This is a genomic window from Phenylobacterium sp., assembly GCF_035944335.1.
Classification (GTDB): Bacteria; Pseudomonadota; Alphaproteobacteria; order Caulobacterales; family Caulobacteraceae; genus Phenylobacterium.
Genome location: NZ_DASZBG010000119.1, coordinates 1 through 11029 on the forward strand (window position 1 = coordinate 1; position 11029 = coordinate 11029).

An 11029-nucleotide genomic window follows, 5' to 3' on the forward strand; every position below is an offset into this window, starting at 1 on the left:
CACCGTCCTCGGTGTGGAAATAGAAGACAGGCATTCGGGCGAAAGCCGCGCGCGGCGGGTTCGTTCCAAAGTCTAGCTTATGAGTGAAAAGCCTAGCCGGCCGGCGGCAGCAGGCGCTCATAGGTGCGCCGGATCACGCCGTAGCATTCGCACGACAGGCTCTCGATCACCGCGCGATCGACGATGTCGACGACGCCGCGCCGATAGCGGATGGCGCCCTTCTCCTGCAGCGCGCGGGCGACGGCGGTGACGGTGGTCCGCTGCACGCCCAGCATATCGGCCAGGAATTCCTGGGTCAGCGCGATGGTGTTGGTGGAGATCCGGTCGTGGCAGGTGAGCAGCCAGCGGCAGAAGCGCGCCTCGACCGAGTGCAGGGCGTTGCAGGCCACCGACTGGATGGCGTGGCCGAACAGGGCCTCGCCGTGGCGGTCGACGATCTCGCGGATGCGGGGGCTCTTCTCCCAGGCCTCGTGCATCTGGGCCGCGCCGATCCGCACGCCGCGGGTCGGGGTTTGCACGATGGCCCGCACCAGCGAGGCGCGCGGCGCGATCGCGGCCTGCAGCCCCAGGGCGCCCTCGCGCCCGATGGTGGCGCTTTCGATCGCCGCGCCGTTCTCCATCAACGTCATCAGCGAGATGACCCCGTCGTGCGGGAAGTAGATGGTGTCGATCCGGTCGCCCGGATCGTAGAGCAGCTTGCCGCGCTCCAGCTCCACCTGAGCCAGGTGGGGAGACATCAGACCTAGGTCTTCGGGGGGGAGGGCAGCCAGCAGCAGATTTTGCAACGAGATATTCGGCCTTTGCATCGGGGGATGGAAACGTCGCCGTCCGGCTTAGGTTTCCAAGTTATCGATGCAAGTAGGCAAAGACTGTCGAGTACTCGACACTAGGCGAACGATATCCACTAAATCTCAGAAAAGATTGTCACCGAAGTTCGGAATTGTGGATTTTTCACGCCTCCTGAGAATGTCGACGATCCGACGTAACTATATCTGATTGCCGTTCTCCCCGCCGAATCAGCACGGGATTGTCTTTTGATAGCGGCCAATCCGTCCGCTCAACTGTTTCGCCGCGGCAATCCCGCGCCTGCTCAGCGCGCGACCGCCAGCCGGCCGGTCATGCCCGGGTGGTATCGGCAGTAGAAGTCGACCTGCCCGGGACGGGCCAGCACCGTGCGGACGTGCGCCTTGGGGGCCAGGTCCACGTCGAAGCTGCCGTCCTTGGCGGTCGCGGAGTGCTGGAAGATATCGGCGTTGACCCATTCGATGGTGTCGCCGACCCGCAGGCCGGCCGGGGCCGGCCCGAAGGCCATGTTGGCGATCGTCACGGCGTAGGTTGCCGGCGCCGGCTTCCCGCAGGACGCCAGCGCCAGCGCGCCGACCAGCACGGCGAGGCGGACGGCGGTGCGGATCACTTCAGTTTCGCCGCCAGCATTTCGGCGTGGTGCTGGTGCTCGGTGAACAGCTTCAGGCCGGTCTGCAGCAACCCCTTCAGCTCGCCGTTCTGGGCAGAGGGGATCAGGGTCCCGGAGAGCGCGCCGTTGACCGTCTGGTGATAGGCCACCTCATTGGTCACATAGGCCTTGTCGAAGGCCTTGCCCTTGAGCTTGGCGAGGTCGGCCAGCTTGGCCTTGGCGCCGGCCTGCAGCGACTGGCTGGTCGGGTTGTCCTGCGGCGTGACGCCCAGCTTCTTGACCAGGGCCAGCGCCTGTTCGTTGACCGCGGTATGGTCGCGGACCATCTCGCTGGCGAATTCGCGCACCGCCTTGTCGTGCGACTTGGCGAGCGCCTGCTTGCCGGCCGCCACGTCGATGACGCCGGCGGTGTAGGCGATGTGGGCGATCTGGGCGTCGTTGGGCTTGGCGGCCTGGGCGCTGGCGGCGGCGGGGATGACCAGCGCCAGGGCGGCGGCGGCCATCACGGTGTTGCGGATCATGTCTAGGTATCCTCCTGCGAGGCGCCCCCCGTTGGCGCGGCCTCGCGGGGCATTGGATGGGACAGCCCCGGGGAGGTTCCCGGGAACCTTGCGTCGCCCGCCCCATCCAATCAGCATGAGGCCCGCCCCATGACGCTCTCGACCCAGACCCTCGACTACGCCGCCCTGCCGGAGGCCGAACTCGTCGCCTATGCCCGGGCCGGCCGCCGCGAGGCCTTCGCCGCCATCATGCAGCGCGGCAACCAGCGCCTGTTCCGGATCGCGCGGGCGGTGGTGCGCGACGAAAGCGAAGCCGAGGATGTGCTGCAGGAGGCCTACGTCAGGGCCTTCGCCAAGCTCACGGAGTTCCGCGGCGAGGCCTCGATCTACACCTGGCTGACCCGCATCGTGCTCAACGAGGCGCACGGGCGCCTGCGCAAGCGCCGCAACACCGTCGAGCTCTCCGCCCTGGAGGCCGCGCAAGGCGGCGAGGGCCGGATCCTGATCTTCCCCTCGGCGCTGGCCTCCGACGATCCCGAGCGCGACGCGGCCCTGGCGGAGACCCGCCGCCTGCTGGAACGCGCCGTCGACGACCTGCCGGAGGCCTTCCGCCTGGTCTTCGTCATGCGCGAGGTCGAGGGCTGCTCCATCGCCGAGACCGCCGCCAACCTGGGCGTGAAGCCGGAGACGGTGAAGACCCGCCTGCACCGCGCGCGCCGCCTGCTGCGCGACGCCCTCGAGGTCCAGCTCGCCTCGGCGCTGACCGGCGCCTTCCCCTTCCTGGGCGCCCGCTGCCAGCGGATCACCGAGGCGGTCCTCGCGCGGATGGGGCTCTAGACCCCTCTGTGGATTCGCCAGCGGTGCGCGGCCCAGAAGATCAGCGCCAGACCGCAGCCGGCGAGGATGCCGCTGGTGAGGTCTCGCAACACCGTCAGGCCGAAGGTGACGATCAACACTCCGGCGGTCCGCCAGTCGCGCAGCAGCCGCGCCGCCTCGGCCTTCTCGGCCATGTTCCAGGCGACCACGATCAACACCCCGGCCAGCGCTGAGACCGGCACGTAGCTGGCGAGGGGCGCGGCCACCATCATGAAGCCCAGCAGGAAGCCTGCGTGCAGCAGGCCCGAGACCGGGCTGCGCGCGCCCGCGCGGATGTTGGTCGCGGTCCGCGCGATGGTGCCGGTGACGCTGATCCCGCCGAACACCGAAGAGGCCATGTTGGCCACGCCCTGGGCGATCAGCTCCATGTTGGAGCGGTGCTGGCGTCCGGTCATGCCGTCGGCCACCACGGCGGAAAGCAGGGATTCGATCCCGCCCAGCAGGGTGAAGGAGAGCGCCGCCGGCAGGACCGCCAGCGCCTCATGCAGCGAGATCGCGGGCAGCCTGGGCGCGGGCAGGCCGTGCGGGATGCCGCCGAACCGGCTGCCGATGGTTTCCACCGGCAAATGCAGGAAGGCGGCCGCGGCGCCGACCGTGGCCACGGCGATCAGCATCCCCGGCCACAGCGGCTTCCAGCGTCGCAGGCCGCCGGTAATGGCGATCGCGGCCGCGGCCAGGCCCACGGCGGCGAGGTTCGCGCTGGGCGCGGCGTGGGCGAGGGCGGCCATCTTCGGGATGAACTGGCCGGGCTCCCTGGCCGAAAGCGTCAGGCCGAACAGGTCCTTGAGCTGGCTTGCCGAGATGGTCACCGCGATCCCGGCGGTGAAGCCCACCGTGACCGTGTGCGGGATGTGCCGGATCAGGCTGCCCAGGCGCAGGGCGCCGATCAGCGTCAGCATCATCCCGGACATCAGCACGGTGAGCGCCAGGCCCTCGACGCCGAACTTCGCGACCGTGGCGGCGACCAGCACGATGAAGGCGCCTGCCGGCCCGCCGATCTGGAACCGGCTGCCGCCCAGCGCCGAGACCAGGAAGCCGCCGACGATGGCGGTATAGAGCCCGCGATCCGGCGAGACCCCGGAGGCGATGGCGATGGCCATGGAGAGCGGCAGGGCGACGATCGCCACGGTCAGGCCGGCGGCGGCGTCCTTGCGCAGGTCGGCCAGCCCATAGCCTTCCGCGAAGGTGGTCGCGAGCTTGGGCCGATAGACATCGGAGGCGGCGGGCGCCGCGTTGACCATGGCTGGACGGGTCCGAAATTCCGAAACGCCGGACCTGATGATCAGACGCGGCTCTGGAATTGGCTAGTGTAGGCTCGTTGTCGCCAAGCCAGGGAATTTACGCAGGCTGCGTCCAGCGGCCGCGCTAGAAGAGCTCAACTTGCATGGGAGTCTTTCGCCTCGTGTCCTCGCGTCCGCTGCTGGCGATCACCGCCGTCCTCGTCCTGTCGTCTCCCGCATTGGCCGCCGTGCCGCCGCCCAAGGCGGGGATCGACACCTACGCCCAGCTGCCGACGCCGCTGCCCTATCCCTATGACGAGGCCCTCTCCGCCAAGGCCACCAACGCCGCCGTCGCCCGCGCCCGGGCCCGCGCGCTCAAGGCCCACAAGCTGCTGATGATCGACCTCGGCGGCAACTGGTGCGGCGACTGCCGCGTGCTGAGCGGCGCGCTGGAACTGCCCGAGATGAAGGCCTTCGTGGACCGCCACTACGAGGTGGTCGACGTCGACGTGGGCCGCTTCGACAAGAACCTGCAGGTGCCCGGCGCCTACGGCATCCATCACCGGCTCGAGGGCGTGCCGGCCCTGCTGATCGTCGATCCGAAGACCAACCGGCTGCTCGACAAGGGCCGCGAAAGCGCCTTGCAGGACGCCCGCTCCATGACCCCCCAGGCGCTCGCCGACTGGCTGGCGCAGTGGCCGAAGTAGTGCTGCGCGCGACCCGATCTTGACCGTCATCCCCGGGCTTGTCCCGGGGACCCAGATACGCCGAGGGCGCATTCTTGATCGCGGCGGGACACGGGACGGGGCGCTGCCAACCGCCCGCGTTTCTAGGTGGCCGGGACAAGCCTGGCCATGACGGCGGGATCTATGGTCAGCCCTGACTCTCCTTGACCGCTCCTCCCCCGCGGGTGTGGACTTCAAAGAAAAGTCCGTCCGGGAGGCCATGCGATGAAATTCGGCATCTTCTACGAGCTGCAGCTGCCGAGGCCCTGGGGGCCGGACGACGAGTACAACCTCTACCAGAATGCGCTCAGCCAGCTCGAGCTCGCCGATCGCCTGGGCTACGACTACGCCTGGGAGGTGGAGCACCACTTCCTCGAGGAATATTCCCACTCCTCCGCGCCCGGCGTCTTCCTAGGCGCCGCCAGCCAGCGGACCAAGCAGATCCGCCTGGCGCACGGCATCCTGCAGCTCACCACCAACCACCCGGCCAAGCTCGCCGCCCAGGTGGCCGCTCTCGATCTGATCTCAAACGGCCGCGTCGAGTTCGGCATGGGCGAGAGCGCCTCGCTGACCGAGCTCGAACCGTTCGACGTCGACTTCAACCAGAAGCGCGAGATCTTCGAGGACGCCGTCCGCTGCCTCGTGCCGATGTTCACCAAGCACAACCACAGCTACTCGGGCCCGTTCTTCGACTTCCCGCCGCGCAACGTGCTGCCCAAGCCGCGCCAACGCCCGCATCCGCCGCTTTGGACCGCCTGCTCGCAGCTGCAGACCATCGCCTATGCCGGCGAGAAGGGGCTGGGCGCGCTGGGCTTCCAGTTCGTCTCCGCCGAGGCGGCCCATGCCTGGGTCCACGCCTACTACAACGCCATCACCAAGCGGCTCGACAGGCTGGCCGACTATCCGATCAATCCGAACATCGCGCTCGTCTCGATGTTCATGTGCGCCAAGACCGACGAGGAGGCCCGCGAGAAGGCCGACGGGGCGACCTTCTTCCAGTTCTGCCTGCGCTACTACAACACCCCCGACCGCAAGCGCCCGGCGCCCGGCACGGTCGACATGTGGGCCGAATACACCAAGTGGAAGGCGGCCAACCCCGAGGCCGCCGCCGCGGCCCTGGCCGGCGGGCTGATCGGTTCGCCGGAGACCATCCGCAGAAAGCTCCGCAAGTTCGAGCAGAGCCACATCGACCAGGTGATCCTGCTCAACCAGGCCGGCCGCAACTCGCACCAGGACATCTGTGACTCCCTCGAACTGTTCGCACGCGAGGTGATGCCGGAGTTCCACGCCAATATTCCCGCCCACGAAGCCTGGAAGGCCCAGGTCCTGGCCGGCGAGATCCAGCTGGAGGAGATCGACACCGAGGCCTTCACCGCCCGCTACGGCAACCGCTCGGTGGACCTCACCAAGGCGCCGGTCCCTGACAAGGCGCCGGCATGAAGAGACTGAAGCCCAATCAGCGCATAGCCCTGCTGGCGTCCTCGCTGGCGATATTCGCCGGTGTGACCCCACTGCTCATGCGCAGCTGGAGTGCGCCGGGCCAGGACCGCGTCCTCGGCATGCCGGCCCATTTCGCAGCCGGCTTCCTGCTCGGCATGATCGGCGCCCTGCTGGTGGGCGGCGTGGCGCTTGGCCTGAAGACCGGCTTCTTCGGAGGACCCCATGACTGAGTTCACCGACATCCGCGCCGAGGACGGCGTGGCCCGCTATTCCTTCAGCGTCGATTGCGGCGGCGAGCAGGTCCCTGCGGTGCTGTGGGCGCCGGAGGGCGCGCGCACGCCCCGGCCGCTGCTGCTGATGGGTCACGGCGGCTCGCAGCACAAGAAGGTCGAGAACCTGCGCATCCGGGCCCACCAGTACGCCAAGCGACTGGGCTATGCGGTGCTGGCCATCGACGCGCCGGGCCACGGCGACCGGATCTCGCGCGAGGCCTCCGCCCGCAACATGGCCGAGACCGGCGCGCGGGTGACCGGCCAGGTCGCCGCCGACTGGACGCCCGAGCGCCTCGCCCGGATGGCCGCGCTCACCCGCCAGGCCGTGCCCGAGTGGAAGGCCGCCCTCGACGTCGCCCAGGGCTTCGACTTCGTCGGCGCGGAGGGGCCGGTGGGCTACTGGGGCGTCTCCATGGGCACGGTGATCGGCGTGCCCTTCGTGGCCGCCGAGCCGCGCATCGACTGCGCGGTGTTCGGCCTCGCGGGCCTGCGCCCGAGCGCCACCGAGATGGCCGAGGCGGCGCGCAAGATCACCATCCCGCTGGAGTTCGTCTTCCAGTGGGACGACGCGGTCGCCGCGCGCGAGCACGGCGTCGCCCTCTTCGACGCCTTCGCCTCGAAGCAGAAGACCCTGCACGTCAATCCGGGCGGCCACATGGAAATCCCGGATTTCGAGAGCGCCAGTTGGGAGCGGTTCTTCACCCGCCACCTGGGCACGGCCGAGGCCCCGGTGCGCCGCCGCGTGGCGGAGCCCGCCTGATGGCCGCCAAGACCCCCGACGACCAACTGGACGAGGAGCTGGACGACAGCTTCCCCGCCTCCGATCCGCCCAGCCTCACCGAACCGGCCGGCGACGCCCGCAAGCGCCAGCGCGAGCGCGAGCAGGAGCGGGAGAAAGAGAAGCGGGAATAGGTCTTCCTTTCCCGCGAAGCGGGAGAGGGGGACCGCTCGCCGAGCGGAGCGAAGAGCGAGTGGTGGAGAGGGAGAGCCGCCGGCAGTGCGCTTGGCTCGCCCTATCCCCCATCCGCTCTCCGGGCCGCGCATCGCGGGCCTCGGCGAATGGTCCCCCTTTCCCATTCATGGGAAAGGAAATGGCGGGCGGTGCTACTCCCCTTCGCGCCGAACGCCCCAAATGGAAGAGGCCCCCTTCCAATGGCGAGGAAGGGGGCCTCCAGGAGAGCCTCAGCGCTGAGGGACGGGGGGTTCGCGCCGCGGCTCTCCACTACGCCCGGGGGACGGCCCGGGAGCGTTTTGGGGCGGGATCAGCCGCGCGCCGTGAGGCTGGCCTGGCTGGTGGTCACCACGCCGCCCGAGACGGTCAGCGTCCGCGGCGCCAGGTGCAGCACGCGCCGGCCGCCATTGGCCGTGCGCACCAGCACGCTCTTCACCACACCGTCGCCCGAGCGTTCGACGCGGGCGACCGTGCCCAGGGTGGTCCCGCTGGCGGTCTTCACCGTCTCGCCGACCGCCAGGCTGGCGAGCGCGGCGGTCCGATTGGCCCTCGCCTGCGTGGTCGCCACGCGATGCTCGGCCCTGTCTTCGGTCGCCTCGCCCCGGTCGCGGACGCGCCGGGCGTCATTGCGGGCGATGTTGCGCGCGGTCGTGGTCGTGGTCGCGGCGCGGTGCTCGGCGGCGTCCTCGACCGCATCGGCCCGGTCGCGGTCGCGCATCGCGGTCCGCGCGGCGAGGCTGCGCGTGGTGGTCACCACATTGCCCGACAGGCTGAGCGTATTGGCCGCCAGCCGGATCGTGCGGCGCTCGCCGCTGGCCGTGCGCACGACGATGTCGCGCACCACGCCGTGCTGGCTCTGGATACGGGCCACCGTGCCGATCGTCGCGCCGGTGGAATCGCGCACCGTGTCGCCGGTGGTCAGGCCCGCGAGGGAGCCGGAAGCGGTCGTCGCTGTGCGCAGGCCGGCCTTGGCGTTGGCGTGGGCCATAGTGCTCGCCGAAGCCCGCACCGGGCCCATGCGGCCGGCCCGCGCCGCGTCTCGGCGCAGGTGATGGGCCGCGTCGTCGGCCCGGTCATCGGCCGCGTCGGCGGCCCTGTCCGCGTCGTTGCGGGCCCGGGTGGTGGTGGATCGCGCCGTCGACAGCGTCGAATTGGGGCTGGCGTTGGCCATGCCGTTCGCCGACGCATTGGCCGAACCCTGGCTGTTCACCCGCGCCTCGCCGTTCATCGGGCCGATATTGCCATTGGCCGAGCTGGCGCCGGAGCCGCCAAGGCCGGCCGCGCCGCCGCCGATGCGGTGGTCGCCGCCCAGGGATGGGCCGAGGCTGCCGCCCGTCGAGCCGGCGCCGCTGACCGAGCCGCCGAGGCCCGGCGCGCCGCCGCCGATGCGCGACTGGCCGCCCAGCGACGGGCCGATGCTGCCGCCGATCGAGCCGCCGCCACCGCCGCCGCCGCCGGCTCCGTGGCCGCTCGCGCCGCCGCCGATGCCGCCGCCCAGGCCGCCGGCGATGCCGCCGGCCGGACCGCTGGCGCCGCCCCCCAAGCCGCCCCCCAGGCCGCCCCCCAGGCCGCCGCCCAGGCCGCCGCCCGGTCCCGCATAGGCCGCACCGGCCAGTACGAAGCCGCTCGCCGCGGTCGCCAGCGCAAGGGTCTTGAGTCGCATAGGAGATCTCCTCAGGATTTTCTTCCCTGAGGCGTCCAACGACCCGCACAGCTCGTTTCATCCCGCCCGCTGCGGCATTTTGTCGAACTCGGTTGTCATCTCCGCTGTCATCCCGGTTTCGCCGCAGGCGAAGGCCGGGACCCCGGGCGCCAGATCCCGTTGATTTCGCACGGCCACGCCGCCGCAGCCCCACCTGAGCCATCGACGCAGAGGGTCCCGGTCTTGGCTTCGCCAAACCGGGATGGCACCTGAGTTTTCGTGTCGTGTCTTCGCGACCTTCGACCTACTTCGCCTCGTACACCACCCGCCCGTCGACCACGGTGAGCACGGCGTGGGCCTTGGGAATCTCCGCGACGGGGACGGTCATGAAGTCGGCGGAGAAGGCCGTCAGGTCCGCCCGCTTGCCGACGGTGAGCGTGCCGAGCTCGGCCTCCGCAAACCGCGCATAGGCGGCCGAGGCGGTGAACAGCTTCAGCGCCTGCTGGCGGGAGAGCTTCTCTTCGGGATGCCAGTCGGGGGCCGAGAAGCCCTTCAGGTCGGCCCGGGCCACCGCGGCGTAGAACTCGATCATCGGCGAGCCGCGCTCCACCGGCGCGTCGGAACCGCCGACCACCACCGCGCCGGACTTCAACAGGCTCTGCCAGGCATAGGCGCCCTTCAGCCGCGCCTCGCCGAGCCTCGCCGGGGCGAAATGGAAGTCGCCGATGGCGTGGCTGGGCTGCATGGAGGCGATCACCCCCATCTTCGCGAAGCGCGGGATGTCGGCGGGCCGCAGGATCTGGGCGTGCTCCACCCGCCAGCGGGCGGCCTTGCCCTTGGCCGGGTGGGCCTTCATCGCCGCGCCGTAGAGGTCGAGGATCTCGGCGTTGCCGCGGTCGCCGATGGCGTGGGTCGAGACCTGCAAGCCGCTCGCCAGGGCCTTGGTGAGCAGGCCTCGGATATGCTCGGGCGGGGTGATGAAGGTCCCGCGATTGCCGGGCGCGTCGGAATAGGGCTCGAACAGCGCCGCGCCGCGGCTGCCCAAGGCGCCGTCCATGTAGATCTTGATGTCGCGCGTGGTGATCCGCCCGTCGGGCGAGCGGCGCGGCCCGTGCTCGAACAGCGGCCAGGCCTGGTCGGCCTCGACGGCGTTGTAGACCCGAAGCGGCGCCTCGCCCTTGGCCGCCAGGTCCTCCAGCAGCGGCACGTCGGCCATGTCGACGCTCATGTTGTGCACGCCGGTCCAGCCGTAGGCGGTCTCCACCCGGAAGGCGGCGCGATAGGCCTCCAGCTTGCCGGCCACCGTCTCCTTGGGCGCCAGCTTCCCGACCAGCGACTTGGCGTTGTCGACCAGCATGCCGGTCGGCTGGCCGTCGGGCCCTTTGAGGATCTGGCCGCCCTCCGGCGCCTGGGTCTGCGCGGTGATCCCCGCCGCCTTCAGGGCCGCGGAATTGGCGGTCAGCGCGTGGCCGTCGGCGCGCGTCAGGATGACCGGCAGGTCCGGCGAGACCGCATCGATGTCGCCGCGCTCCAGGAAACGGTGCTCCGGCCAGCCGGTCTCGATCCAGCCCCGCCCGATCACCACGCCGCTTGGATGATGCTCGGCGATATAGGCCTTCAGCCGCTCGCGCACCTCGGCGGCCGACTTCGCGCCCTCCAGATTCAGAGTCAGCTCCCGCTCGCCGATCGAGCGCAGGTGGGCGTGGCTGTCGGTGAAGCCCGGAAACAGCGCCGACCCGTGCAGGTCGATCACCCGGGTCTTCGGCCCGACCCGGGCCTGGGCGCCGGCCTTGGCGCCGACGAAGCTGATCCGGCCGTTCGAGACCGCCACCGCCTGCGCGGTCGGCCGCGCATCCACCGCCGTGTAGATCGGCCCGCCCCAGATCACCAGATCGGCCTTGGGCGGCGGCGCCGCGGCCGCGGCGGGCAGGGCGATCAGGGCGAGGGCGGCGGAGATGAGGATCGGACGCATGCGGCCTAGCTAGCCG

The 11029-nt window shown here is 70.4% G+C and carries 12 protein-coding genes; 6 read left to right on the top strand and 6 right to left on the bottom strand.

From position 1 onward, the window contains the following. Nucleotides 1-92 precede the first annotated feature (92 nt). The 3 genes from VGT80_RS18185 to VGT80_RS18195 form a co-directional block, all read right to left on the bottom strand. Nucleotides 93-737, bottom strand: coding sequence for a Crp/Fnr family transcriptional regulator (locus VGT80_RS18185; protein WP_327458072.1), 645 nt, complete (start codon nt 735-737; stop codon nt 93-95). Between the two features lie 353 nt (nt 738-1090). Beyond that, on the bottom strand, nt 1091-1414 hold the full coding sequence (locus VGT80_RS18190; RefSeq protein ID WP_327458073.1) for a cupredoxin domain-containing protein: 324 nt from the start codon (nt 1412-1414) through the stop codon (nt 1091-1093). Next, the gene (locus VGT80_RS18195; RefSeq protein ID WP_327458074.1) at nt 1411-1935 is read right to left on the bottom strand and encodes a DUF4142 domain-containing protein; all 525 of its coding nucleotides are present in this window, start codon (nt 1933-1935) and stop codon (nt 1411-1413) included. The genes VGT80_RS18190 and VGT80_RS18195 overlap by 4 nt, the downstream gene beginning before the upstream one ends. Before the next feature lie 129 nt (nt 1936-2064). Here VGT80_RS18195 and VGT80_RS18200 point away from each other — a divergent pair, with 129 nt between their 5' ends. Then, a complete protein-coding gene (locus VGT80_RS18200; protein ID WP_327458075.1) occupies nt 2065-2751 on the top strand; it encodes an RNA polymerase sigma factor in 687 nt (228 codons plus the stop codon). Here the strand turns inward: VGT80_RS18200 and VGT80_RS18205 are convergent. After that, the gene (locus VGT80_RS18205) at nt 2748-4031 is read right to left on the bottom strand and encodes a SulP family inorganic anion transporter (RefSeq protein ID WP_327458076.1); all 1284 of its coding nucleotides are present in this window, start codon (nt 4029-4031) and stop codon (nt 2748-2750) included. The two genes, VGT80_RS18200 and VGT80_RS18205, sit on opposite strands and share 4 nt — an antisense overlap. Before the next feature lie 143 nt (nt 4032-4174). On the opposite strand from VGT80_RS18205, the gene VGT80_RS18210 reads away from it, so the two are divergent. From VGT80_RS18210 to VGT80_RS18230, 5 genes are all read left to right on the top strand, one after another. Continuing rightward, entirely contained in the window at nt 4175-4717 is a 543-nt protein-coding gene (locus tag VGT80_RS18210) for a thioredoxin family protein (protein ID WP_327458077.1), read from the top strand. 243 nt (nt 4718-4960) lie between these two features. After that, complete coding sequence (locus VGT80_RS18215) at nt 4961-6175, top strand: LLM class flavin-dependent oxidoreductase (protein ID WP_327458078.1); 1215 nt, start codon at nt 4961-4963, stop codon at nt 6173-6175. Continuing rightward, nucleotides 6172-6405: a hypothetical protein gene (locus VGT80_RS18220; protein WP_327458079.1), complete on the top strand. Its 234-nt coding sequence runs from the start codon at nt 6172-6174 to the stop codon at nt 6403-6405. Before VGT80_RS18215 ends, VGT80_RS18220 begins: the two co-directional genes overlap by 4 nt. Next, complete coding sequence (locus VGT80_RS18225; RefSeq protein WP_327458080.1) at nt 6398-7207, top strand: hypothetical protein; 810 nt, start codon at nt 6398-6400, stop codon at nt 7205-7207. The genes VGT80_RS18220 and VGT80_RS18225 overlap by 8 nt, the downstream gene beginning before the upstream one ends. Then, nucleotides 7207-7359, top strand: a complete 153-nt coding sequence (locus VGT80_RS18230) for a hypothetical protein (protein ID WP_327458081.1) — start codon at nt 7207-7209, stop codon at nt 7357-7359. The genes VGT80_RS18225 and VGT80_RS18230 overlap by 1 nt, the downstream gene beginning before the upstream one ends. A gap of 350 nt (nt 7360-7709) precedes the next feature. Here the strand turns inward: VGT80_RS18230 and VGT80_RS18235 are convergent, their stop codons facing one another. Both VGT80_RS18235 and VGT80_RS18240 read right to left on the bottom strand, forming a co-directional pair. Beyond that, complete coding sequence (locus VGT80_RS18235) at nt 7710-9062, bottom strand: hypothetical protein (protein ID WP_327458082.1); 1353 nt, start codon at nt 9060-9062, stop codon at nt 7710-7712. A gap of 283 nt (nt 9063-9345) precedes the next feature. Next, on the bottom strand, nt 9346-11013 hold the full coding sequence (locus tag VGT80_RS18240; protein WP_327458083.1) for an amidohydrolase: 1668 nt from the start codon (nt 11011-11013) through the stop codon (nt 9346-9348). Nucleotides 11014-11029: the final 16 nt, after the last annotated feature.